The organism is Paratissierella segnis (assembly GCF_014385195.1).
GTDB classification, from domain to species: Bacteria; Bacillota; Clostridia; order Tissierellales; family Tissierellaceae; genus Paratissierella; species Paratissierella segnis.
In genome coordinates, this window is sequence record NZ_JACRTG010000027.1 from 23,214 (window position 1) to 47,720 (window position 24,507).

25 protein-coding genes are annotated in these 24,507 nt (G+C 32.6%); all 25 read right to left on the reverse strand.

Annotation, left to right across the window (positions count from 1 at the left end; all coding sequences use genetic code 11):
- Positions 1-13 precede the first annotated feature (13 nt).
- Positions 14-4,267, reverse strand: coding sequence for a PolC-type DNA polymerase III (locus tag H8707_RS11320; RefSeq protein ID WP_262430247.1), 4,254 nt, complete (start codon positions 4,265-4,267; stop codon positions 14-16).
- Positions 4,268-4,438: 171 nt separating this feature from the next.
- Positions 4,439-5,488, reverse strand: coding sequence for a flavodoxin-dependent (E)-4-hydroxy-3-methylbut-2-enyl-diphosphate synthase (gene ispG / locus H8707_RS11325; RefSeq protein ID WP_262430248.1), 1,050 nt, complete (start codon positions 5,486-5,488; stop codon positions 4,439-4,441).
- A gap of 9 nt (positions 5,489-5,497) precedes the next feature.
- Positions 5,498-6,496: an RIP metalloprotease RseP gene (gene rseP, locus H8707_RS11330; RefSeq protein ID WP_262430249.1), complete on the reverse strand. Its 999-nt coding sequence runs from the start codon at positions 6,494-6,496 to the stop codon at positions 5,498-5,500.
- An 11-nt stretch (positions 6,497-6,507) separates the two neighbouring features.
- Positions 6,508-7,278 carry a phosphatidate cytidylyltransferase gene (locus tag H8707_RS11335; RefSeq protein ID WP_262430250.1) on the reverse strand — a complete coding sequence of 257 codons (771 nt, stop codon included), beginning with the start codon at positions 7,276-7,278 and terminating at the stop codon, positions 6,508-6,510.
- Positions 7,279-8,034, reverse strand: a complete 756-nt coding sequence (locus H8707_RS11340; RefSeq protein WP_262430251.1) for an isoprenyl transferase — start codon at positions 8,032-8,034, stop codon at positions 7,279-7,281.
- 46 nt (positions 8,035-8,080) lie between these two features.
- Positions 8,081-8,632 (reverse strand): ribosome recycling factor, encoded by a 552-nt coding sequence (gene frr, locus H8707_RS11345; protein ID WP_262430252.1) that lies wholly within the window; start codon positions 8,630-8,632, stop codon positions 8,081-8,083.
- 2 nt (positions 8,633-8,634) lie between these two features.
- The gene (gene pyrH / locus H8707_RS11350; protein WP_262430253.1) at positions 8,635-9,348 is read right to left on the reverse strand and encodes a UMP kinase; all 714 of its coding nucleotides are present in this window, start codon (positions 9,346-9,348) and stop codon (positions 8,635-8,637) included.
- Between the two features lie 57 nt (positions 9,349-9,405).
- A complete protein-coding gene (tsf, locus tag H8707_RS11355) occupies positions 9,406-10,053 on the reverse strand; it encodes a translation elongation factor Ts (protein WP_262430254.1) in 648 nt (215 codons plus the stop codon).
- Between the two features lie 79 nt (positions 10,054-10,132).
- On the reverse strand, positions 10,133-10,831 hold the full coding sequence (rpsB, locus tag H8707_RS11360; RefSeq protein ID WP_262430255.1) for a 30S ribosomal protein S2: 699 nt from the start codon (positions 10,829-10,831) through the stop codon (positions 10,133-10,135).
- Positions 10,832-11,088: 257 nt separating this feature from the next.
- Positions 11,089-11,868 carry a GTP-sensing pleiotropic transcriptional regulator CodY gene (gene codY, locus H8707_RS11365; protein WP_262430256.1) on the reverse strand — a complete coding sequence of 260 codons (780 nt, stop codon included), beginning with the start codon at positions 11,866-11,868 and terminating at the stop codon, positions 11,089-11,091.
- Between the two features lie 152 nt (positions 11,869-12,020).
- Positions 12,021-14,099: a type I DNA topoisomerase gene (gene topA / locus H8707_RS11370; protein ID WP_262430257.1), complete on the reverse strand. Its 2,079-nt coding sequence runs from the start codon at positions 14,097-14,099 to the stop codon at positions 12,021-12,023.
- A gap of 19 nt (positions 14,100-14,118) precedes the next feature.
- On the reverse strand, positions 14,119-15,210 hold the full coding sequence (gene dprA / locus H8707_RS11375; protein WP_262430258.1) for a DNA-processing protein DprA: 1,092 nt from the start codon (positions 15,208-15,210) through the stop codon (positions 14,119-14,121).
- A 4-nt stretch (positions 15,211-15,214) separates the two neighbouring features.
- The gene (locus H8707_RS11380) at positions 15,215-16,744 is read right to left on the reverse strand and encodes a YifB family Mg chelatase-like AAA ATPase (RefSeq protein ID WP_262430259.1); all 1,530 of its coding nucleotides are present in this window, start codon (positions 16,742-16,744) and stop codon (positions 15,215-15,217) included.
- Between the two features lie 62 nt (positions 16,745-16,806).
- Positions 16,807-17,163, reverse strand: a complete 357-nt coding sequence (locus tag H8707_RS11385; RefSeq protein WP_262430260.1) for a YraN family protein — start codon at positions 17,161-17,163, stop codon at positions 16,807-16,809.
- A 4-nt stretch (positions 17,164-17,167) separates the two neighbouring features.
- The gene (locus H8707_RS11390) at positions 17,168-17,782 is read right to left on the reverse strand and encodes a ribonuclease HII (protein WP_262430261.1); all 615 of its coding nucleotides are present in this window, start codon (positions 17,780-17,782) and stop codon (positions 17,168-17,170) included.
- 11 nt (positions 17,783-17,793) lie between these two features.
- Positions 17,794-18,642, reverse strand: a complete 849-nt coding sequence (ylqF, locus tag H8707_RS11395; protein ID WP_262430262.1) for a ribosome biogenesis GTPase YlqF — start codon at positions 18,640-18,642, stop codon at positions 17,794-17,796.
- Positions 18,643-18,689: 47 nt separating this feature from the next.
- A complete protein-coding gene (gene rplS, locus H8707_RS11400; RefSeq protein WP_262430263.1) occupies positions 18,690-19,037 on the reverse strand; it encodes a 50S ribosomal protein L19 in 348 nt (115 codons plus the stop codon).
- Between the two features lie 110 nt (positions 19,038-19,147).
- Complete coding sequence (gene trmD, locus H8707_RS11405; protein WP_262430264.1) at positions 19,148-19,876, reverse strand: tRNA (guanosine(37)-N1)-methyltransferase TrmD; 729 nt, start codon at positions 19,874-19,876, stop codon at positions 19,148-19,150.
- The gene (rimM, locus tag H8707_RS11410; RefSeq protein WP_262430265.1) at positions 19,873-20,373 is read right to left on the reverse strand and encodes a ribosome maturation factor RimM; all 501 of its coding nucleotides are present in this window, start codon (positions 20,371-20,373) and stop codon (positions 19,873-19,875) included. Before rimM ends, trmD begins: the two co-directional genes overlap by 4 nt.
- A gap of 30 nt (positions 20,374-20,403) precedes the next feature.
- Complete coding sequence (locus H8707_RS11415) at positions 20,404-20,634, reverse strand: KH domain-containing protein (protein ID WP_262430266.1); 231 nt, start codon at positions 20,632-20,634, stop codon at positions 20,404-20,406.
- A gap of 18 nt (positions 20,635-20,652) precedes the next feature.
- Complete coding sequence (rpsP, locus tag H8707_RS11420) at positions 20,653-20,919, reverse strand: 30S ribosomal protein S16 (protein WP_262430267.1); 267 nt, start codon at positions 20,917-20,919, stop codon at positions 20,653-20,655.
- A gap of 32 nt (positions 20,920-20,951) precedes the next feature.
- On the reverse strand, positions 20,952-22,292 hold the full coding sequence (gene ffh, locus H8707_RS11425) for a signal recognition particle protein (RefSeq protein WP_262430268.1): 1,341 nt from the start codon (positions 22,290-22,292) through the stop codon (positions 20,952-20,954).
- Between the two features lie 18 nt (positions 22,293-22,310).
- A complete protein-coding gene (gene ylxM, locus H8707_RS11430; RefSeq protein ID WP_262430269.1) occupies positions 22,311-22,670 on the reverse strand; it encodes a YlxM family DNA-binding protein in 360 nt (119 codons plus the stop codon).
- Between the two features lie 61 nt (positions 22,671-22,731).
- Positions 22,732-23,493, reverse strand: coding sequence for an HAD family hydrolase (locus tag H8707_RS11435; protein ID WP_262430270.1), 762 nt, complete (start codon positions 23,491-23,493; stop codon positions 22,732-22,734).
- 37 nt (positions 23,494-23,530) lie between these two features.
- A complete protein-coding gene (locus tag H8707_RS11440) occupies positions 23,531-24,379 on the reverse strand; it encodes a GNAT family N-acetyltransferase (RefSeq protein WP_262430271.1) in 849 nt (282 codons plus the stop codon).
- Positions 24,380-24,507 lie beyond the last annotated feature (128 nt).

Sequence of the window (24,507 nt, forward strand, 5' to 3'; positions counted from 1 at the left end):
TTTTAACATTAAATCAAATGCTAAATAGGCTAATCTGATTACTTTCAGGCATATTTTGTAAACAACCATGTTTGGTTAAGGCTTCTATTACAGGTTTAGTAGCTTTCCCTCTATTTACTAAATCCTCAATGGATATAAATATGCCTTTTTCTCTTTCCTCAACTATCTTTTTAGCAGCATTCTCTCCAACGCCGTCAAGTACCTTTAAAGGAGGTAAAATTCCATTTTCTCCAATTAAGAACTTATCACTATGGGACTTATATAAATCCACTCTCTCAAATTTAAGTCCTCTCTGATACATTTCCAACGCCACTTCCAATACTGTTAATAAGTTTTTCTCTTTTGCTGTAATATTATTCCCTAAATTTTCTAATTCCATAATTTTTGACTTTATAGCTTCTTTACCCTGAATGATCAATTCACCATCAAAATCTGCAGCTTTAATAGTAAAATATGTGGCATAGAATGCCTCCGGATAATAAACTTTAAAATATGCTATTCTAAAGGACATCATAACATAAGCGACAGCATGAGCCTTTGGAAACATATATTTAATCTTATTACATGACTCAATATACCAGTCAGGCAAATCCAGAGCCCTCATATCTTCTTCATCTTCAGGTGACAATCCCCTACCTTTACGCACCTTTTCCATTATAAAAAATGATTTTTTCTTATCCATGCCGGCATTTATCAAATAAAGCATAATATCTTCTCTGGTTGAAATTACCTTTGACAGCGGTGCTATATTGTTCCTGACTAAATCTTGAGCATTATTTACCCATACGTTAGTTCCATGGGACAGTCCACTTATTCTTACAAGCTCCGAGAAGGTAGAAGGCTGAGTATCCACCAACATTTGTCTTACAAATCTGGTACCAAACTCCGGTATACCCAAAGTTCCTACAGGGCAATTTATATCTTCAGGTTTTATTCCCAAAGGCTCTGTACTTGTAAATATTTTCATAGTTTTAGTCTCATCTAAAGGGATTTTAGTCGGATCTATTCCCGTAATATCTTCTAACATCCTTATAATTGTCGGTACATCATGACCTAAGATATCAAGCTTTAAAATTCGTCCGCTAATAGCATTATAGTCAAAATGTGTAGTTATTACACCTGACGATTTATCGTCTGCAGGGTATTGTATGGGTGTAAAGTCCAATATGTCCTTATATTTAGGTACGATCATTACCCCACCCGGATGTTGTCCGGAAGTACGTTTAATTCCCAAAAATCCTTTTACCAATCTGTTTATTTCAGCATTGCTTACATTCATTTCCTTCTTTTCAAAATATTTTTTTACAAATCCGTATGCTGTTTTATCCGCTATAGTACCTATAGTACCGGCTCTAAATACATATCCTTCGCCAAACAATTCCTCAGTGTATTTATGAGCATTTGATTGATACTCTCCTGCAAAATTAAGGTCTATATCAGGCTCCTTATCCCCTTCAAATCCTAAGAAAACTTCAAAGGGAATGTCTTGTCCATCTTTATTTAATACAGAATTACATTTCGGACAATTTTTATCCTGTAAATCCGACCCGCTGGCTACAATGCCATCTGTGAAGAATTCGCTGTATTTACATTTAGGACAAACATAATGAGGAGCTAAAGGATTTACTTCCGTAATACCGCTCATTGTAGCAACAAATGAGGAACCAACAGAACCCCTGGAACCCACTAAATACCCATCAGCATTTGATTTCCAGACAAGTTTTTGTGCAATAATATACATTACTGCATAACCATTTTTAATGATAGATGTAAGTTCTCTATTCAGTCTTTCTTCTACAATCTCGGGAAGGGGATCTCCATATATTTCATATGCTTTTTTATATGTAATCCGTTTTAAATCTTCATCCGCTCCTTCGATTATCGGAGGAAAAGTTCCGCTTGGAACAGGAATTATCTCTTCTATTGAATCACTGATTAGGTTGGTATTGGTTATGACTACCTCTCTGGATGTATCTTCACCTAAATATGAGAATTCATCCAGCATTTCATTTGTTGATTTAAAATACAATGGTGCCTGTAAATCCGCATCCGAAAAGCCTTGTCCCGACATTAGTATTCTTCTATAAACTTCGTCCTCAGGCTCTAAGAAATGTATATCGCCTGTTGCTACTACTAATTTCTTGCTTGTCTTTCCCAACTCATATATTCTTTTATTTATAGATTTTAATTCTTCTTCATCTTTAACAACACCATCTCTAACAAGATGCATATTGTTGCCTAAAGGTTGTATCTCTAAATAGTCATAGAACTTTACTATGTCCCTAATTTCATTGTAACTTTTGTTATTCAATATTGCCCTGTATAGTTCTCCTGCTTCGCAAGCACTTCCTATTATAAGCCCATCCCTATTAGCTTCTATTAAGGACTTAGGCATTCTTGGCTTTCTATGAAAAAATTTAATATGCGAATCTGAAATAAGACTATATAAATTTTTTAAGCCAACATAATTTTTAACTAGAATAATAACATGGTATAATTCACCTTTAGAAATATCTCTGTTTTTGGTTAAACTGTTCAAATCGCCAATATTCTTAAAGTTTTTATCCTCTAAAATTTCCAAAATTTTAAGTAAAATTTCTCCTGTTGCCGAAGCATCATCCACTGCTCTATGATGATTGACAAGACTTATGTCCAAATGCTTTGCAACAATATTCAATTTGTGGCTTTTCAAATTAGGAAATACTGCCCTGGATAATTCCAAAGTATCTAAAACAGGATTATCAACTTTGATACCTTCTAATTTCATCTTTTCTCTAATAAAGCCCATATCAAAATTAGCATTATGTGCTACCAAAGTACAATCACCGATAAATTCCTTAAATAATGGTAAAATATCTTTTATATAGGGTTTACCTTCTACCATATCATTAGTAATAGACGTTATTTCAGTTATATGTTTTGGTATGGAAATTTCAGGATCAATAAGCTGACTGAATTCATCAACTATGTTACCATCAACAATTTTTACGGCACCTATTTCTATAATTCTATCATTTTTGGCAGAAAGCCCTGTAGTCTCTAAGTCAAATACAACGAAATTATTTATTTCTATTTCTCCATGGATATTTGTCACTATATCTTTTTGATCATTTACCATATAGCCTTCGACGCCATATAATATTTTAACTCCATATTGTTTACCTGCATCCATGGCTTCCGGAAATGCCTGTACAACTCCATGATCGGTAACGGCTATTGATTTATGTCCCCAAATACTAGCTCTTTCCACTATTTTTTTAATACTAGTTATGCCATCCATAGAGCTCATCTGACTGTGGACATGAAGTTCAACTCTTTTTGAAACTTCAGTATCTTTTCTTACCTCTTTTGTCAAAAGTACTAATGATTTAAGCATTATAACATTATCCCTGGAGTAATTGTCATAAGTAACATCTCCTTCCAACAAAACATAGGAGCCTTCTTTGACATTGTCTAAAAATTCCGCGCTGGTATTTTCATTTAGAAATGATTTTACGGTAATTGAATCCGTTCCATCGGATATGCTAAATATAACTAAAGTCCTTTTCCCTTTAATGTCTCTGGTACCAAGTTCGAAGATGTCGCCTTTTATCGCAACAGTTCCCAATTGAAGGTCTATATCTTTAATGAGAATTGTGCTTTCCTTTATACTCTTACCATAGGAATAATTCCTTCCATTGGATTTCTTTGAATTTCCCCTTACGATGGATTTAGTAGGAAACTCTACGTTTTCAAGAATATTTTTGGAAATCTCTCTTTCTTCAATTTCTTTTTCTTCTAAAAAATATTCATTTGAATTATCTTCTTTATATTCAATTAAAAATTTACTGTCTAATTTTGATGATATTAGCTTTGTAATATTGTCAACTAAACCATTTCTCTTCACAGAAAAAAAGGCCATCTGATTGGGAAGTATTAGCTTTAGGTAATCTTTTTCTACTTCCCATTCAATACCCTTTATCCATGATCTTCCGGAAGGAATTTCCTCTAATATTAACTCTGTAATATCGTTAAACAGAGCATCTATATTGATTCCCTCACTTGGAATTTTTTCTATTTTATTGAGTTTTATTTTAAAATCCTTAAATATGTCGGTAAACATAAGATTTAAGTCTTCGATTATTTTCTTTTCAATTTCTTCTCCTATTTCCAAGTCCAAAATCAATTCCATATCGGCTTTTAATACTGTTACTTTTTCTATATTTATATTATATTTTGCTAAATGACTATATTTGTCATCATTAATTATATTTTTTAATAAAACCAACGTAATACCCCCTTATGGGATAAAAATTTTGCAATTCACAGTTCACAGTTCACAATCGACCCCTTGAGTCGTTCTACCGTGTACCCTTTGTAGTCTAAGGGTGAGACGGGCAGTATAAACACTACTTCCGAAGGATCTCCGCTTTTGGTTAATTGAAATTTGTAACAATTATTAAAGTTTTTCAATTTCTTTTAGAAGTTCTTGTAACAATTCTTCTTCTTTTACCTTTTTAATTATTTGACCTTTTTTAAATATGAGTCCTTCTCCTTTTCCTCCGGCTATCCCTATGTCCGCTTCTCTAGCTTCTCCTGGACCATTTACAGCACAACCCATGATTGCTACTTTTATATGTTTATCTATACCTTCCAATGCCTTTTCGGCTTCTTCAGCAATCTTAATTAAATCTATGTTTGTCCGACCACAGGTTGGACAAGAAATTAATTCAAGTCCTTCATTTAAGAGCCCTAAGGACTTAAGTATTTCTCTTCCTACTTTTACTTCCTCTATTGGATCTGATGTTAGAGAAACCCGGATGGTATCCCCGATACCCATAGCAAGAAGTACACCCAGCCCTACCGATGATTTAATAGTTCCTCTCCATGGGGTTCCGGCTTCTGTGATACCTAGATGAAATGGATAATCAACTAATTCAGCCATTTTTTGATATGCTTTTATAGTTAGTGGAACAGAACTTCCCTTTAAAGCAATCTTAATATCAAAAAAATCTAAGTCCTCTAAATATTTGATCTGTTCCAAGGCGCTGTAAACCATGGAATTTTCATTTACACCATTATATTTTTCCATGAATTCTTTTTTTATTGATCCGGAATTGACCCCAATCCTAATGGGCAAATTATTTTCCTTACAGCCTTTGACTACCTCTTTAACTTTTTCCATACTTCCGATATTTCCCGGATTTATTCTCAATCCGTCTATACCATATTTTATGGACTCTAAAGCTAACTTATAGTCATATTGAATATCGGCTATTATCGGTATATGGATTTGTTTTTTAATATTTTTAATCGCCTTAGCATCATTAACATTAGATACGGCAACTCTGATAATATCACAACCTGCATCTTCCAATGCCAATATTTGTTTAACCGTTTTTTCTATATCACCGGTTATGGTATTTGTCATGGATTGAACAGTAATAGGATTGTTACCCCCTATTAATCTGTCTCCAACTTTTATAACCCTAGTTTTTCTTCTTTCCATTTAAATCACCTAATAAAATAATCTTAAAATATCTTTATACGTTATTATCAACATAAATGAAATTAAGAATGCAAATCCTATTAGATTTACAAATCCCTCTTTTTTTGGATCTATAGGTTTGCCTCTTATCAATTCTATTAATAAAAATAGTATTTTACTTCCATCTAATGCCGGAATAGGCAGTAAATTGAAAAATCCTAAATTTACACTTATAAATCCTAATAAGACTAAGAGATTTAGAAATCCACCTTTAGCGGCCTGACCCACCTCATTTATTACACCGACAGGACCGGAAAAATCATTTATAGATACTTGCCCTTTAAATAACATTTCTATAAATTCGAACATGAGTTTTAGAAAAGTCCATGTATTTTCCAATCCACCCTTTAGTCCCAGCAAGAAAGATTTTTCATAAACTGGAGTAATTCCTATTATTGTCCTGTTTTCTTCAGTTGTTGGCATTACATTAAAGATTTCCTCTTTACCATCTCTTAAAACTTCTATTCTAACTTCCTGATCTGAAGGCAATTTGCTTACTGTATCAGTTATATCATTCCAACTATTAATATCAATGCCATTAACAGAGATAATTCTATCTCCTTCCAATATACCGCTTACTTCGGCAGGAGAATTGGGAGTTGCTTTTACTGCAGTCGTAGGCATACCTGTACTAAATGAAACTATAGAAAATACGACAAATGCCAAAATAAAATTCATTATTGCTCCCGCTGTAACAGTAGCTATTCGAGCAAATATCGGTGCATTATTAAACCCTCTGGGATCATTGGACTCTTCATCTTCACCTTCCATCTGTACATAACCACCTATGGGAAGAGCTCTCAATGTATATAAAGTTTCTCCACTTTTCTTTTGAAGCAATTTAGGTCCCATACCAACTGAAAACTCATTTACTCTGATGCCAACCAGTTTTGCAACGGTAAAATGACCAAATTCATGCAATAATATTACTAATAAAAATACAAATATTGAAGCTATCGCTGTTTGCATTAAAACACCCCTTAAATTAAAAAATACTTGACATAATAATATATTATTGGTGCAGTGAGAATAATACTATCAAATCTATCCAAAACTCCTCCATGCCCTGGGAATATCTTGCCAAAGTCTTTGATATGAGCAACCCTCTTTATTTTAGAGGCTATTAAATCCCCTATCTGAGAAGTGATAGAAGCGATAATTGCCAATATTGAAAGATTTAAATAGGAATTTAAATCCATATAATAGGCAAAGACAAGCGTAAGAACTACACTTCCCAGAATCCCGCCTATTGAACCTTCGACAGTTTTATTGGGGCTTATATTTGGACACAATTTTCTTTTCCCTAATAGATTACCGAAAATATATGCAAATGTATCCGTTCCAAAAGACATAATAAATACTAACCATATAGATGTAGTATTATCCAAATAGAAAATATGGAACAGCATAAATGGTATATACATTATACCTATCAGTGTAATTGTAATATCTTCCAATCTAATTTTATTGATAAAAATATGTGTCAAAAGTAAAAAGGTTATTAAAGTCAATACAAGATTTATAGTTATTTCAGGTATTAAGGTTGAAAGATAAAAACCAAATGTACCTAACACACCAATATAAGTTATAGGATTAAGTCCGGTATTTCGTATTGCCTTATAAAATTCATTGAGTCCAATTAGTGATAAAATAAAAATAGATGTAGAAAGATATATTCCACCCTTATTAACTATTAGTATTAGTAATAAAATTCCAATTATTCCAGTTGTAACCCTTTTGATAAATTCCACTTAAATTCCTCCAAATCGTCGGTATCTTTTCTGATAATCTAAAATAGCTTTATAAAAATGTTCCTCTTTGAAATCAGGCCATAAAATATCTGAATCTGCAAAATATAATTCCGCATAAGCTATTTGATAAAGTAAGAAATTGCTAATCCTTAATTCTCCGCTCGGTCTTATAACCAAATCTACATCCGGTTGACCTTTTGTATAGAGGTAGTTTGAAAAAGTCTCTGTATTTAAATCATCTTTTGTTATTTTACCCATTTCTAAGTCATTTAAAAAATTTTTTATACCATAAATTATTTCGTCGCGTCCGCCATAATTTAAGGCTATATTTAGAGTCATTCCCGTATTATTTTTAGTCTTTTCAACCGCTCTTTTAACCTCATTCCTTGGAGTATCCGCTAACCTTGATATATCACCTAATATATCCAATTTTACATTATTTTTATATAATTTATCCAATTCTCTTCTTATATAGAAAACAAGTATCTTCATCAGGCCTTCAATTTCAGATTGTGGCCTTTTCCAATTTTCTGTAGAAAATGCATATAAAGTTAGATACTTGATGCCTATCTTGTCTGCACACTCCACAATCTCAATGACTCTTTCCATCCCTTCTTGATGCCCAAAATTGCGAGGTAAATTTCTTTTTTTTGCCCACCTTCCATTGCCATCCATAATTATACCAATATGAGTTGGCAAAGAGTCTAAATCTATCTTATCAATCAACTTATCCTTTTCGTATTCTTTATCTTTCATGTCAAGCCCTCCACCACGAAAAACCCCTTCAAAGGAAGGGGTTCATTTAAATTTCCATTATTTCTTCTTCTTTTTTCTTAGTAATTTCATCAACTTGTATGATATATTTATCAGTTATTTTTTGTATTTCTTCTTCAGCCAATTTTCTTTCATCCTCGGAAAGCTCTTTGTTTTTTTCCATTTTTTTAATTTTATCAATTGCATCTCTTCTGGTATTTCTCAATGCTACTTTTGAATTTTCACCATTTTTCTTTACTAGCTTTGCTAGCTCTTTTCTTCTTTCTTCAGTTAGTTGAGGGATGATAAGTCTAATTACTTTACCATCATTTGACGGATTTAATCCTAAGTCAGATTTAAGTATCTCTTTTTCAATTGCAGGTATTAAATTAGAATCCCACGGCTGTATAACTATAAGCCTTGGTTCAGGTGCTGAAATGCTTCCAACTTGTTTTAAAGGTGTAACTTGTCCATAATAATCAACTGTTATCTTATCTAGCAATGCTGGATTTGCCCTTCCTGCTCTTATACCCAGTAATTCTTCTTTATAGACGGAAATAGTTTTGCTCATTTTGATTTCTGTCTCTTTATAAATCTCCATACTTAATCCTCCTTTACATGTGTTCCTATTTTGCTTCCTAAGATTACATTCTTAATATTATCCGGCTCATCTATCCCAAATACAATAAGAGGGATTTTATTGTCCATACACAAAGATGTAGCAGTGGAATCCATTATTCCAAGTCCTAAATTAAGTATATCAATATATTTCAAAGTGTCAAACTTTTTTGCATTTGAATTTATTTTTGGATCTGAATCATATACACCATCAACACCCTTTTTAGCTAATAAAATAACATCAGCCTCTATCTCTGCGGCTCTAAGAGCAGCAGTTGTATCAGTTGAGAAATATGGATTCCCCGTTCCGGCTGCAAATATGACAATTCTACCTTTTTCTAAGTGTCTTATAGCTCTTCTTCTAATGTAAGGCTCTGCTATCTGTCTCATCTCAATTGCAGATTGTACTCTGGTTATAACACCTAAGTTTTCTAAAGCATCTTGTAAGGCTAAAGCATTCATTACAGTCCCCAGCATGCCCATATAATCTGAAGCAGTGCGATCCATATTTTGTGAATACCTTCCTCTCCAGAAGTTCCCTCCCCCTACTACTATCGCAACCTCAACATCTAATTTATGTAGTTCTATAATTTGTTTTGATATACTATTAACTGTTTCAATATCAATACCTGTACCTTTGGATCCTGCTAAAGCTTCTCCACTTAATTTTAGTACAACTCTTTTATAAATGGGTTCCATATAAACACTCCTAGCATATTTATTAGTCAAATGGAGAACACTAGTGTTCTCCATTTTTTAGATGTTCATTTGCTTTGCGACTTCATCAGCAAAGTTTTCTTCTCTCTTTTCTATGCCTTCTCCAACCTCAAATCTGGCAAATCTTCTTATTTTCAAATTTTCACCGATTTTAGCTATTTTTTCATTTAATAAATCTTTTACTTTAATGCTTGGGTCTTTAATAAAGTTTTGTTCAAGTAAACAAATCTCTTCGAAATACTTTTCCATTCTGCCATCAACGATTTTTTGTGCAATATGTTCAGGTTTGCCTTCGTTAATTACCTTATGGATTTGAACTTCCCTTTCATGAGCTATTTCAGCCTCAGGAACATCTTCTCTTGAAACGTATTGCGGGTTAGAAGCTGCTACCTGCATAGCAATATCCTTAACGAATTGTTTAAATTCGTCAGTTTTTGCCACAAAGTCTGTCTCTGAATTTACTTCAACTATAACTCCGATTCTTCCACCGTGGATATAAGCATCTACCAAACCTTCAGATGCAATTCTATTAGCTTTCTTAGCTGCTGATGCCAGTCCCTTTTCTCTTAGCAAATCAACAGCCTTGTCAATATTTCCATCCGCTTTAGTTAATGCATTTTTACAATCCAGCACTCCTGCACCTGTTTTTTCTCTTAATTCCTTGACTAAGGAAGCACTTATATTCATTTTATCCCTCCTCTAATTGTTAAAAAAGGTAAGAGATTAAAGGAAATCCCTTAAAGCTCTTACCAAATAATATTCTCAATCAAGATTCTATTTGTTCACCTTGCTTGCTTTCAAGGACTGCATTAGCAATTGTTTCGGTAAGTAGTTTAACTGCTCTTATAGCATCATCATTCCCCGGAATTACGAAATCAACTTCGTCCGGATCACAGTTTGTATCTACAATACCTATTACCGGTATACCTAGAATTTGAGCTTCTTTAACAGCTATTCTCTCTTTTCTTGGATCTACTACAAATAGAACATCCGGTATTCTGTCCATATGTTTTATTCCGCCTAAGAATTTTTCCAGCCTTTCAGCTTCATGTTTTAGTTTTATAACCTCTTTCTTTGGTAGGACTTCAAATACTCCGTCTTCTTCCATTTTAGTAAGCTCATGAAGTCTATCAATTCTCTTTCTGATGGTTTTGTAATTAGTCAACATACCGCCTAACCATCTTTGATTGATATAATGCATATTACATCTTTTAGCTTCAGTTTCTATTGCTTCTTGCGCTTGTTTCTTTGTCCCTACAAAAAGAACTTCTCCTCCATCTGCAACGACTTCCTTCATAAAGTCATATGCTTCTTCCATCTTTTTTACAGTCTTTTGTAAGTCAATAATGTAAATACCATTTCTCTCTGTGAAGATATATTGAGCCATTTTAGGATTCCATCTTCTGGTTTGATGTCCAAAATGAACCCCTGCTTCTAATAAAGATTTCATTGTAATTACTGACATACTATTCACCTCCTAAGTTTTTCCTCCACTCTCATCATGTATCTTAGGGACTCAAAATGAGCACTTGCCTTTGATATCAGAGAGTGTGTGTAATCACTATAGAATTATAACATAAGCTATTTCCTAAATCAATGATATTATTCTAAATATTTTTAAATAAAATTCATAATTAATTACAGTTCACACATTCCTTTGGATCTAAAAGGAATATCCTTAACTTAATTGTGCATTGTGAATTGTGAATTATGTACTGTAACCTATGATCTTGCCTTTTTTAATTCTTCAACCAGTTTATCATTAAGTATTTTTATATGAGTACCTTTCATACCTAAGGATCTTGACTCTATTACACCGGCACTCTCAAATTTTCTTAATGCGTTAACTATTACAGATCTGGTTATACCAACTCTATCTGCTATTTTACTGGCTACTAAGAGCCCTTCAGAACCGTCTAATTCATTGAAAATATGCTCCATTGCTTCCAGCTCGGAATATGATAATGTTCCGATAGCCATCTGTACAACAGATTTCTTTCTAGCTTCCTCTTCAATTTCTTCGTTAGTTGCCCTTAGAATTTCCATTCCAACTATTGTTGCACAATATTCTGCAAGTATCAAATCGGATTCGTCGAATTCTCTTTCTATTCTGGCTAAGACCAAAGTACCTAATCTATTACCTCCGCTATTTACGGGTATAATTGTGGATATCTTGTCCGGATAATCACATTTGGATACTTGATCAAATACACAATCACTTATTTCCTTTGTATTTTCTTTTGTTTCAGATATCTTAAGTAATTCATCATTATATTTTTTAGGGAAGCGTTTTTCTTTCCCAATCTCTGCGTTTATAATTTCACATTCATAACCTTTGCATAATTCATATCCCAGAACTCTTCCTTTTTTACTTGCTATATAAACATTAGCTTCCATTATGTCACTTAATATTTTACTGAGTTCAACAAATGAAACAGGTCTAGTTCCGTATGACTGAATATTTTTATTAAGCCTTCGCGTCTTTTGCAATAAACTTTCCATATAATACTTATCCCCCTTATTTTTCTTCTATTTTCAAATTTAAGCAATATTATTATTTTTAATATAATTCTGAATATTTATACATATATAAGATACTATAAAATCTCCAAAATGTACAGAAAATAATCAAAATATTTTATATCCTTTACTTTTTATTTTTTGATATACCCACACTCCTTATTTGAACATCTTATTGTGTCTCCACTTTTATTTCTCTTTATAACCATGTATTCACCACAATTTGGACACTTCTCGTCATATGGTTCATCCCATGAAACAAATTCACAATTGGGATAATTACTGCACCCGTAAAAAGTTCTTCCATTTTTTGTCTTTTTCCTAACAATCTTACCATCATCACACTCAGGACAATTTACATTTATCTCATCCAATATCGGTTTTGTATTTCTGCATTCAGGAAACCCCGGACATGCTAAAAATTTTCCATAACGGCCTGATTTAATTACCATGTTTCTGCCGCATTTTTCGCACAACACATCACTTACTTCATCTTTAACTTCGATTTTATCAATTTCGTCTTCAGCTTTTTCTAATTCAACCTTAAAATCGCTATAGAAATCATCTACTACTTCCACCCAAGTTAGGTTGCCTTCTGCGATATTATCCAGTTTTTTCTCTAAATCAGCTGTAAACTCTTCATTGACCACAATGTTAAAGTATTCAGTAAGCAAATCATTTACCAACTTTCCCAAATCGGTTGGATAAAATATTTTATTTTCCAGTGCTACATAATTCCTTGCTAAAATAGTCGCTATAGTAGGAGCATAGGTACTTGGTCTTCCTATCCCCTTTTCTTCCATAGTTTTAATTAATGAAGCTTCTGTAAACCTTGCCGGTGGTTGAGTGAAATTTTGTTTTGGTAGGATATCTTTTAATTTTAAAATATCTCCTTCATTCAAATCAGGAATTTTCATATCCGCAATTTCCTCATCCGTGGTTATATATACCTTTAAAAAACCGAGAAATGCCAGTTTTGAACCTGAGGCTTTAAACAGATTATCATTATTTAGTATATTTACACTCAAAGTATCATAAATTGCTTCTTTCATCTGTGATCCCACAAATCTATCCCAGATTAATTTATATAATTTAAACTGGTCTTTAGACAAAAAACCTTTAATCTCATCAGGTATTCTCAGTACATTTGTAGGTCGTATCCCTTCATGCGCATCTTGTGTTTCTTTTTTTGATTTATTTGTATAATCTTTACCGCCATTTGAATATTCTTTTCCAAAATTCTTGTAAATAAAATCCTTGGTAGAATTTATTGCTTCTTTTGCTATTCTGGTAGAGTCTGTTCTCATATATGTTATAAGACCAATAGTTCCTTCTTTTCCTAAATCTATACCTTCATATAGTTGCTGTGCAACCATCATTGTCTTTTTTGTTGTAAATCCCAATTTTTTTGAAGCATCCTGTTGTAAAGTACTTGTAGTAAAAGGGGGATATGGCTTTCTCTTTCTTTGTCCTCTCTTTATACCATGTACAATAAAATTGTTGTTTTCAATTTCGGATAAAATCTTATTTACTTCTTCTTCTGTCTTTAATTCAACTTTTTTTTCTTTATTATTGATATATTTTCCGATGAAATTCGCTTCAAAAGATTCCCTATCCTTCGATAGCAAAGCTTTAATTGTCCAATATTCCTGAGGTATAAAGTTGTCTATTTCTTCCTCTCTATCACATATAAATTTTACAGCGACTGATTGAACTCTACCGGCACTAAGCCCTTTTTTAATCTTCTTCCATAGAAGAGGACTTATTTTATATCCTACAAGCCTATCCAAAATTCTCCTAGCTTGCTGTGCATCTATTAAATTTATATCTAAAGCTCTTGGCTTTTTTATCGCATTTTTGATGGCATTTGAAGTAATTTCATTAAATTCTACCCTAACCTTGTCATTAGGATCTATATCTAATATATAGGCAAGATGCCATGATATGGCTTCGCCTTCTCTATCTGGGTCAGTTGCAAGCAGGATCTTGTCAGCATTTTTCCCTTCTTTTTTTAACTCATTAATCAATGGCCCCTTACCACGAATATTAATATATTTAGGTTTGAAATTATCTTCAATATCAATACCTAAAGTACTCTTTGGTAGGTCACGTATATGACCTACAGAGGCAATAACCTTATAGCTTTTACCCAAAATCTTACCTATTGTTTTTGCCTTTGCAGGGGATTCTACAATCACTAAATTTTTTGCCAAAATAAACACCTCCGACTTTCTAATTTAAAGTAAATATCCTATTAGAAAGTTCTTTGATTAATCCTTTCAATTCTAATATTGTAAGCACACTCATTATACTGGAAATATCCATTCCAGTCTTCATTGCAATTGTATCGCAATGAGTTGGTCCTTCTTCTATAATTTTAATTATATTTGCCTCTGTATTGCTTAATGAAAAATAATCAATTGATTCTCTTTTCTTTTTTTCCATATGAGCTTGCAGCTCATAAATTTCTTCTATTATATCATCGATGTCAAGTAACGGTCTTGCACCATCTTTTATCAGTCTATTGGTTCCACCGCTGTATATGCTATTTATATTGCCCGGCAAAGCAAAGACTTCCTTACCTTGGTCCAATGCAAGATGTGCTGTAATCAATGAGCCTGATTTTTCTTTTGCTTCGATTACTACTACTCCAAGAGATAGTCCTGAGATTATTCTATTTCTTTGGGGAAAATTGTAATTAAAAGGTTGTGTACCTATAGGAAATTCTGTAAAAACTATACCATTTTGAGCAACTTCATTGTAAAGTGCATAGTTTTTCTTAGGATATATTACATCTATTCCATTACCTAAAACTCCTATTGTCCTACCTCCGGCTTCAATTGCACTCTTATGGGCTACTGAATCAATCCCTAAAGCAAGACCGCTCACAATAGTGATTCCCATATTCACCAACTCTTTTGCAAATTTCTCGCATGCCCATTTCCCATATGCTGTCGCCTTTCTGGAACCAACTATAGCTATTGCAAGGCTATCTTCCTCTTTATACTTTCCCATAATATATAATACTATAGGTCTATCATATATATATTTTAATCTTTCAGGATAATTCTCATCTAAAATTGTAATTATGTCTATATTAAGTGAATTAATTTTATTTTTTAATTCTAATAAATAATTATTATTTCTATTGCTTAAAATTTTATCAACTAAATCATCCTTATTATTTAGTATTTTTCTTAATATATTTTCTTTTAAAGTCCAAACTTCTCTTATGTCATCAAATAATTCCATTATTTTTATTATGTTTTTATTTCCGATATTTAAACTGTTTAAATAAATCAATATATCTCTTTCTGTAATCAAAATATTACCCCCAATATTTATTGTCTAAAGTCCTATACCTTATAGCTTCAAGTATATGCTCATCCTCGATATTCTCTTTCCCATCTAAATCTGCTATAGTTCTGGATATCTTTAGTAATTTATTGTAGGTTCTTCCACTAAATTTATATTTTATAAAAGCCTTTTTCATTATTCTCTCAGACGATGAGGATAATTTGCAATATTTCTTTATGTCCTTAGTCAAAATTTGTGAATTGTTAAATATTTTATCTTCTTTATATCTTTCAAGTTGTATTTCACGAGCTCTTTTTACCCTTTCTCTTATTGTACTGGAAGATTCTTGCTTAATATCATTGTTTAAATCTTTATACGCCACAGGTAAAACTTCTATATGTATGTCAATTCTATCTAGTAAAGGATTGCTAATTTTCCCTAGATATCTATCTATACTGCCTTGTGAGCAAGTGCATTCGTGTGTAGGATCCCCATAATATCCACAAGGACAAGGATTCATACTGGCGATGAACATAAATTTAGCTGGATATGTAATTGTAGCATTAACTCTGGATATATTAACAACACCATCTTCAAGGGGTTGCCTCAATACCTCTAAAACATTTTTCTGAAACTCCGGAAGCTCATCTAAAAATAAAACTCCATTGTGTGCAAGAGATACTTCACCGGGTTTAGGTATCCTTCCGCCTCCAATTAGAGATATATTGGATGCAGTATGATGAGGAGCCCTAAAGGGTCTTTCTTCTATTAATGATTTTGATTTTAATAAACCGGCTATGCTATATATCTTCGTAACTTCAATGGATTCTTCAAATGAAAGTTTGGGAAGTATTGTCGGTAGTCTTCTAGCGGCCATTGTCTTTCCTGAGCCTGGGGGGCCAATAATCAAAAGGTTATGAGAGCCGGCTGCAGCTACCTCCAACGCTCTTTTTAAACTATCTTGACCTTTTATATCTGCAAAATCCACTTTAAAATCTTTATTGTCATCTTCCTTATCATAAGACATTCCGTCAAAAGGCTCTATAGCAAGTTCATCATTCAAATAATCTACAACTTCATTTAAGTTTTTCACTGGAATAATCTCCATATCGGAAATAACACCGCATTCTTCCCTATTATCAAATGGTACTATACACCTTTTGATATTATAATCCCTCATAGAAATGACCATAGGTAACGCTCCGTCTATTGAGTTGATAGTCCCATCCAATGCCAATTCCCCTAAAAAGATACTATTCGAAATTTCTTTATCATTTATCAATCCATCTGCAATGAGTATACCGATTGCAATTGCCAGGTCCATTTGGGAACCTTCTTTTTTAAGATTAGCCGGAGCAAGATTGATTGTTATACGGTTAAGAGGAAATTCATATCCGCTATTCTTAATTGCTGCTCTGACTCGTTCTTTTGATTCTTTGATGGCAGTATCCGGCAAGCCAACAATATTAAACACAGGCAGCCCCCTTGATAGATCAGTCTCGACCTCTATGACAAATCCATTAAGTCCTAATAATACACAAGTTTTTATTTTAGAATACATAGCCATCCTCCTTTCAAAATTGATTGCCATGGAAATAACTAAAATACTACATTTTCCAATCTTTATAGACAAAAAGCATTTTTCAAATGGTTGATTTTAAAATCTTTTGTCATATAGACTTCGATTATATCATATCTTAGTTGAGTATCTAGGTAGTTGTAATATTTTATATAAATTAAAGATGTATTTATAATCTTTCTTTGTTTTCTAAAATCTACCGCTTCAAAAGCATAGCCATATGACATGCTTGTCCTTGTCTTAACTTCAACAAAAACAAGCATATCTCTATCCATCGCAATTATATCTATTTCACCTATACGATTTCTATAATTTGTGGCAAGAATTCTATATCCTAATGAAACAAGATAATCCTTTGCCAATTCTTCACCGGACTTGCCCTTAGCAATATTATCTATCATTAAATCAGCCTTCTAGTATTTTTTTTAAAAATGTATTTCTATGTAAAGGTGTCTTACCTAGTGTTTTTAATGCCTGTATATGTGCTTTTGTTCCATAACCCTTATTCTTTTTTAAACTGTAATTAGGGTACTGCTTGTCCCATTCTAAGCATAAATTATCCCTATATACCTTTGCAATTATTGACGCACAAGCTATACCATGAGATATCTCATCACCTTTAATTATACTTGTCTGTGAAATATTATCAATATATACCTTTTCTGCATCTATCAAAAGATGATCTGGGATTATTCTGTTATTATTTTTATCTTTAAGATTTTCAACTGCCAATTTCATACTAAGTCTGGTAGCTTCTTTAATATTAATTCTATCCACTTCCATAGAATTTACCCTGCCTATTCCATAAGCTACACATCTTTCCAATATTATATCATAAAGGAATTCCCTTTTCTTGGAAGTTAATTTTTTTGAATCTTTAACTCCATCTATGATAAGTCCCTTTGGCATAATAATAGCACAGGAAACTACATCGCCAAACAAACATCCTCGCCCTACCTCATCAATACAAGCGATAGTTGAAAACCCCTTATCATAAATTCCATTTTCTATTTCTAACAAATTTCGTCACCTTAACTTTCCGGAAGCTCTAGAGTAATTCTACCCATATTCCCTTTTCTGAAATCATCTAAAATAATATTACCAGCTTTAGTATAGTCTATTTCTCCTCCTTTAACAATACATCCACGTATTCTGCCTATTGAATCCAAAATTTCTAAAGCCGTTTTATCCTCCAAATTTACCTTATATCTATCAATTAAAAGTTCCGGATAAATCTTTATCATATCTTCTATAAATCTCAATGCTAAAGTTTCAACATCCAGTATTTCATCTTTAATTGCTCCAGTAAAAGCTAAATTTAACCCGACTTGTTGGTCTTCAAATTTTGGCCATAATATTCCGGGAGTATCCAACAGTTCAAGATTTCCTTTTGTTTTAATCCATTGATTTGATTTCGTAATACCGGGCTTGTTTCCTGTTTTAGCACCGCGCCTTTCTGTTAATGTGTTTATTAGTGTAGATTTTCCTACATTTGGAATCCCTATTATCATTGCTCGAATAGGCAGGTTTTTTACACCCTTTTTGGCATAAGCCAGCCTTTTTTCACTTGTTACTTCATTTGACAGACTAATCAGTTTATCTATTCCTTTTCCTTTTAAAGCATCTATTAGGACTGATGGAATGCTGCTTTTATTAAAAAAATCCTGCCATATTATATTTACTTTTGAATCAGCCAAATCAGATTTATTCAATATAATAACCCTAGCCTTATCGCCAACAATCATATCTATCATTGGATTGCGACTGCTATATGGTATTCTTGCATCTATCAGCTCAAATATTACATCTACCAATTTTAAATTATTTTGGATAGACTCTTTGGTTTTTTTCATATGACCGGGATACCAATTAATGTTCACTAAATCACCTACTTAAAAATAAAAATGGGACTACATAGCCCCATTTATTAGTAATTTCTCTTCTCTTTAATTTTCGCAGCTTTACCTTGTCTGTCTCTTAAATAGTAAAGTTTAGCTCTTCTTACTTTACCTCTTCTAGTTACAACAAGCTTCTCAATTCTTGGAGAATGTATAGGGAATGTTCTTTCAACACCTACTCCATAAGACAATCTTCTTACAGTAAATGTCCTTCTTGCTCCCTCGCCTTGAATTTTTATTACAGTACCTTCATATACTTGAATTCTTTCACGTGTTCCCTCAATAACCTTGTAATGAACTTGAACTGTATCTCCAACATTAAAATCAGGTAAATCATTCCTTAATTGTTCATCTTCAATCATTTTAATTATATCCATAGTTTGTTCCTCCCTTCTCCATAGATGTTCTTGCGATTTACGCAGAGGACCACCCTTAATCAACACTTTGAGTATTATAGCATAACAAAGTTTTATTTACAACAAATTTTTTAATTCATATCTACTCGTAAAGCTTTTAAAATCGCTTCTTCTTCCTTAGTAAATTCAATATTTTCAATTAGATCCGGTCTTTTTTCTAAAGTGGTCTTAATTGATTGATATTTACGCCATTCATTTATTTTCCGATGATTGCCTTCTAAAAGAACATCCGGTACTTTTAAACCATTGAACTCTCTTGGTCTAGTATATTGGGGGTATTCTAGCCATTCATTATAATGTGATTCATCTATAAAAGATTCATCACTTTTTAAGGTCCCCGGAATTAATCTGGTTATACAATCTATGAGGACAAGAGCGGGTATTTCACCACCTGTCAGTACATAATCGCCAATAGATATTTCTTCATCAACAAAATTTTCTATAATTCTATTGTCTATTCCCTCATAATGCCCGCAAAGTAATATTAAATGGCTTTCCTTTGATAGACTATTTGCCATTTTTTGATTTAATTTTTTCCCTTGAGGGGACAAATAGATTACCTTAGAATTTTCATTTTTGACACTATTTATAGCCTCAAAAATGGGTTCAGGTTTCATTATCATACCTGGACCGCCGCCAAAAGGATAATCATCAACTCTTTTGTGTTTATCATTTGAAAAATCCCGTATATTTACATTGTTAATTTGAATTATGTTTTCTTCTATTGCCCTTCCAATTATACTGAATTCATCTAGAATTTGAAAGAATTCAGGAAATATTGTTAATATATCAAACTTCATTCTATCATCCCTTCGATGGGATCAATATAAATGGTTTTTTTATCAATATTTACGTTCTTTACAAATTCCTTTACTGCAGGGATCAAATGTTCTTCATGGCTCTCATCTTTTACAACATAGACATCATTGCTTGCACCTTTAAGTACCTCAACAACTTTGCCAATATAATTATCTTTCATATCGTAAACATGGCACCCTACTAAATCATAAATAAAGTAATGATTTTCAGGTAATATAACCCTATTTGCGTCATCAACATATATTATCTGTTCTTTAAAATTTAAAACATCATTTATATTGTCATATCCTTTGAATTTTATCAACGGTAAACCCTTATGATATTTAACACTTACTACATGTACCTTTAGTTTATCATCACCCACATAAGCAAACTTTAGAATACTAAACCGCTTTGCGTCATCAGTATATGGATAGACTTTCACTTCTCCATTTACACCATGAGTATTTATTATCTTTCCGATTGCAGTATAATCCATCTTTTCACCCGCCAGTAAAGGGATTAATCCCTATTGAATAATTTCAACTACTACTCTTTTATTTTCTTTAATGGCAGCTGCTTTAACAACTGTTCTTATAGCTTTGGCAATTCTACCTTGCTTACCTATTACTTTTCCCATATCTTCTGATGCTACTCTCAGTTCAATAATAATAGATTGTGAACCTTCTATTTCATTAACACTTACTTCTTCAGGATTATCAACGATTGCCTTTGCGATAAACTCTACTAATTCTCCCACTGTAAGCACCTCCATGAATTATTCCTCAGTATTTTCTTCTTTCTCAAATAATCCATTTTCTCTAAATAATCTTTCAACAACATCAGTTGGTTTTGCACCATTCTTTAACCAATTTGCAGCTTTTTCATTATCTATTTTAACTGTTTTTGGTTCAGTTAGTGGATTATAGTAACCAATCTCTTCAATAAATCTGCCATCTCTTGGAGAACGAGAATCAGCTACAACGATTCTATAGAAAGGATTCTTTTTAGCACCCATTCTTCTTAATCTAATTTTAACTGCCATCTATTTCACCTCCTTCAAATATTATTATTTATTTAAGAAAAGGGGAATCCAAATTTCCCTTTTTTCTTCATTGTCTTTTCCATATCTGTAAACTTTCTCATCATCTTCTTAGTTTCTTTAAATTGCTTCAACAATTTGTTTACATCTTGGACATTTGTACCACTGCCATTGGCAATTCTTTTTCTTCTACTGCTATCTATAATATCGGGATTCTCCCTTTCTTTCTTTGTCATTGATTTAATTATAGCCTCAAGCCTTGCCAAGTCCTTATCATTCACATCCAACCCTTTAAGAGCTTTTGCATTAACGCCTGGAATCATTCCTAAAAATTGATCCAAAGGTCCTAGGTTTTTCATTTGTTCTAATTGTTCTAAAAAGTCATCGAACGTAAACTGAGCAGATCTAATTTTTTTCTCCAATTCCAAAGCCTTTTTTTCATCGATGCTGGATTGAGCTTTTTCAATAAGAGATAATACATCACCCATTCCAAGGATTCTAGATGCCATTCTGTCCGGATAAAAAGGCTCTAAATCATCCAGCTTTTCACCCATACCTACAAATTTTATAGGCTTGTTGGTTACAGCTCTTAAAGATAAAGCCGCTCCACCTCTAGCGTCTCCATCCAGTTTAGTTAATATAACCCCGGTGATTCCAAGTCTTTGGTTAAAAGTATCTGCTACATTTACAGCGTCCTGACCTGTCATTGCATCTAGTACTAATAGCACTTCTTTTGGGTTTACTGCATCATGTATATTCACGATTTCATTCATTAAATCTTCATCTATATGAAGTCTACCTGCAGTATCGATAATTATCACATCGTTGCCATGCTTTTTACCATGTTCTATTGATGCTTTTGCAATATCCACAGGACTTAGTTTATCTCCCATTGAAAATACAGGAACTTCCACTCTTTCTCCCACTACTTCCAACTGTTTAATAGCAGCTGGTCTATAGACATCACAAGCTACTAAAAGAGGCCTTTTGTTTTGTTTTTTCAAGTGTAAAGCTAACTTTCCCGCTGTGGTAGTTTTCCCTGCACCTTGGAGACCGCTCATAAGAATAACTGTTGGTGGTGAGGACGCAAAAGTAAGCTTTGCTTGGCTTTCTCCCATAAGTTTTGTCAATTCTTCATTGACAATTTTAATAACATATTGCCCCGGAGTTAAGCTTTCCATCACTTCTGATCCTATGGCTCTTTCCTTAACATTTTTAATAAAATCTTTAACAACCTTGAAATTGACATCTGCCTCTAGTAGGGCAAGGCGTACTTCTCTCATGGCAAGATCTACATCTTTTTCGGATAGTTTCCCTTTACCTTTCAATTTACCTAAAGCGCTTTGCAACTTTTCTGATAAACTTTCAAATACCATTAATCAATAACCTCCCCTCTAGTCTAAAATTTGTGAAATAATTTTTTGAATTTTATCCGCCTTTTCACCAATTGTATTTAAATTTGATTCATCGCTTAAGTTTCTAATTTCCTTAGAAATCTCACCTATTTCTCGAATCTTATCTTGATTTACATTAAACTTCTTAACTAACCCAAGTATTTCTTCATAGTGATATAACTTTTGTTCAGCTCTTCTTAAGGTGTCAAATACACCTTGCCTAGTAATATTTAACTCTTCTCCTATTTCCGATAAGGACAAATCATCTATATAATAATACTCTATAGCTTGGTGTTGCCTATTGCTAAGAAGCTTTCCATAGAAGTCATATAAATTTCCTATCTCGACTAACTTTTCCATAATATCACCAATTTAAAATATTGTCAAGGTATTTACTTGACAGTATTATTCTAATATAGATTTAATTGTTTGTCAATAAATTTTTCTCGAGCCATTTGGCAACTCCATCATCATTATTTGAATCACAAATGTAATCTGCTATCATTTTAATTTCATCTATGGAATTATCCATTGCTACACTTAATCCAACACTTAATAACAATTCCTTATCATTTATATCATCACCAAAAGCTACTATTTCATTTTTTTGTATATTAAACTCACTTGCAATATGCAACACTCCATTGCTCTTTGTAGCCTCTTTATGCATTATCATAGCTAAATTATCCCTGCTCAAATTTAGATATAAATCTTTCGGAAGTATTGAATTGATTAAGTCTATCTGCGATGGATTTTCTACTAAGGCATATAATTTATCTGCATTCCCTGAGACATTTGAATAATTTGTTACGACGAATTTGTCAATGTAACTCCATACTTCTTTTACATTGAAGTTAGCATAATGAACTCCTTCAATTTCAGCTGCAACTTTAAGGTCGTTATTGGATAACTTTCGTAAAAATGGGATAAAAGTATCTGCAAAGATCATCCTATCATATACGAGTTTGTTATCAGCGTAAGCTTTAGCACCATTTAGTAAAACACATCCATCAAATAATTCATAAGGTATCAATGGTTTTGTGCTATTTCCTCTAGCCGTTGCAAATACAACTTTTATACCTTTATTACGGATTTTTTTAAGTATGTCAATTGTATATGCAGAAATAGATTTATCAGTCCTAAGAAGAGTTTCATCCAAATCGATTACAATCATTTTAATCATATAGTTATCCTCCCTAATACGTTCAAACAATGAAGTCTTAAAAAAGTGACAATTCCATATTTATTTGACCTCGTCCATCTTTTCTTTTATAATTGAGGCTTTCATATAAATTTATTGCATTATAGTTCTCAGCATCACAAGCTAAAAAGCTTCTTTTAGCTCCATTTTCTTTTCCCCATCCTATGCCATGTATGATTAATTGTCTCCCAATACCTTTAGACTGATAATTAGGAGTAACAGCTAATTCCCTTATCCATAATACAGTACCTTTATCACTATCAAACCCGTATAATATAACAAAGCATAGCCCTATTATATTCCCATCCACATTAGCTGCGAATAACTGTGAATTTTCTGTTTTAAACCAATCTTCTATATTTTCTTCTGATTGACCAGTAAAACCTCTGGAATACCCCTTACAACTTTTAGTTATATCGCTTGCAATTTTGATTTCATTATCCATTAAGGGTCTGATATTTGCTTTATATTTATAAATATAAGTATTCTGAAAAAATAAATCACTATTCCAAAAATCAACCCATTCAGATACCATAGAAAAATTTAATTTATACATATTCTCCAAAAAATTTTCAGGAACAAATTCCAAATATATTTTTTTGGTATTGCTTTCGTTTTTCCTTATATGTTCTATAGTATCCTTTAAGCCATCTAAATAGCTTCTCTTAGAATCAGCAGCCCAAAACAATTGAATGTTATTACTCGATTTTGAATTCCAATATAGCTCTCTTTGGACATCAGCATTCTGATATAAAAAGATGCAGGAACTTGTGCTAATAAGAACTTTTGATTTATCTATATCCCTTATATCTACATACTCTAGAGAATTATATTTAAATTGTCTGGCTTTTTCAATTATATTTTCCATAATATATCACCTCGTATAATATGTTTAGAACAACTTTTTAAGTGTTCTAAACATTAATTTATTTTTGCAAATTGCATTAATAAAGAACTACCCTTTATGACTGTCAAATCTGTTAAGCAAATACTTGT

Bases quoted from the DNA above. Each gene is read 5' to 3' on its own strand.
- ispG (WP_262430248.1), bottom strand. From the start codon at position 5,488: ATGGAAAGAAGAAAAACTAGGGTTATAAAAGTTGGAGACAGATTAATA.
- rseP (WP_262430249.1), bottom strand. From the start codon at position 6,496: ATGCAAACAGCGATAGCTTCAATATTTGTATTTTTATTAGTAATATTA.
- H8707_RS11340 (WP_262430251.1), bottom strand. From the start codon at position 8,034: ATGAAAGATAAAGAATACGAAAAGGATAAGTTGATTGATAAGATAGAT.
- frr (WP_262430252.1), bottom strand. From the start codon at position 8,632: ATGGAGATTTATAAAGAGACAGAAATCAAAATGAGCAAAACTATTTCC.
- pyrH (WP_262430253.1), bottom strand. From the start codon at position 9,348: ATGGAACCCATTTATAAAAGAGTTGTACTAAAATTAAGTGGAGAAGCT.
- tsf (WP_262430254.1), bottom strand. From the start codon at position 10,053: ATGAATATAAGTGCTTCCTTAGTCAAGGAATTAAGAGAAAAAACAGGT.
- rpsB (WP_262430255.1), bottom strand. From the start codon at position 10,831: ATGTCAGTAATTACAATGAAATCTTTATTAGAAGCAGGGGTTCATTTT.
- codY (WP_262430256.1), bottom strand. From the start codon at position 11,868: ATGGAAAGTTTATTGCAAAAGACGCGAAGGCTTAATAAAAATATTCAG.
- H8707_RS11380 (WP_262430259.1), bottom strand. From the start codon at position 16,744: ATGTATTCTAAAATAAAAACTTGTGTATTATTAGGACTTAATGGATTT.
- H8707_RS11385 (WP_262430260.1), bottom strand. From the start codon at position 17,163: ATGATAGATAATATTGCTAAGGGCAAGTCCGGTGAAGAATTGGCAAAG.
- rplS (WP_262430263.1), bottom strand. From the start codon at position 19,037: ATGGATATAATTAAAATGATTGAAGATGAACAATTAAGGAATGATTTA.
- trmD (WP_262430264.1), bottom strand. From the start codon at position 19,876: ATGAAGTTTGATATATTAACAATATTTCCTGAATTCTTTCAAATTCTA.
- rimM (WP_262430265.1), bottom strand. From the start codon at position 20,373: ATGGATTATACTGCAATCGGAAAGATAATAAATACTCATGGTGTAAAT.
- rpsP (WP_262430267.1), bottom strand. From the start codon at position 20,919: ATGGCAGTTAAAATTAGATTAAGAAGAATGGGTGCTAAAAAGAATCCT.
- ffh (WP_262430268.1), bottom strand. From the start codon at position 22,292: ATGGTATTTGAAAGTTTATCAGAAAAGTTGCAAAGCGCTTTAGGTAAA.
- ylxM (WP_262430269.1), bottom strand. From the start codon at position 22,670: ATGGAAAAGTTAGTCGAGATAGGAAATTTATATGACTTCTATGGAAAG.
- H8707_RS11435 (WP_262430270.1), bottom strand. From the start codon at position 23,493: ATGATTAAAATGATTGTAATCGATTTGGATGAAACTCTTCTTAGGACT.
- H8707_RS11440 (WP_262430271.1), bottom strand. From the start codon at position 24,379: ATGGAAAATATAATTGAAAAAGCCAGACAATTTAAATATAATTCTCTA.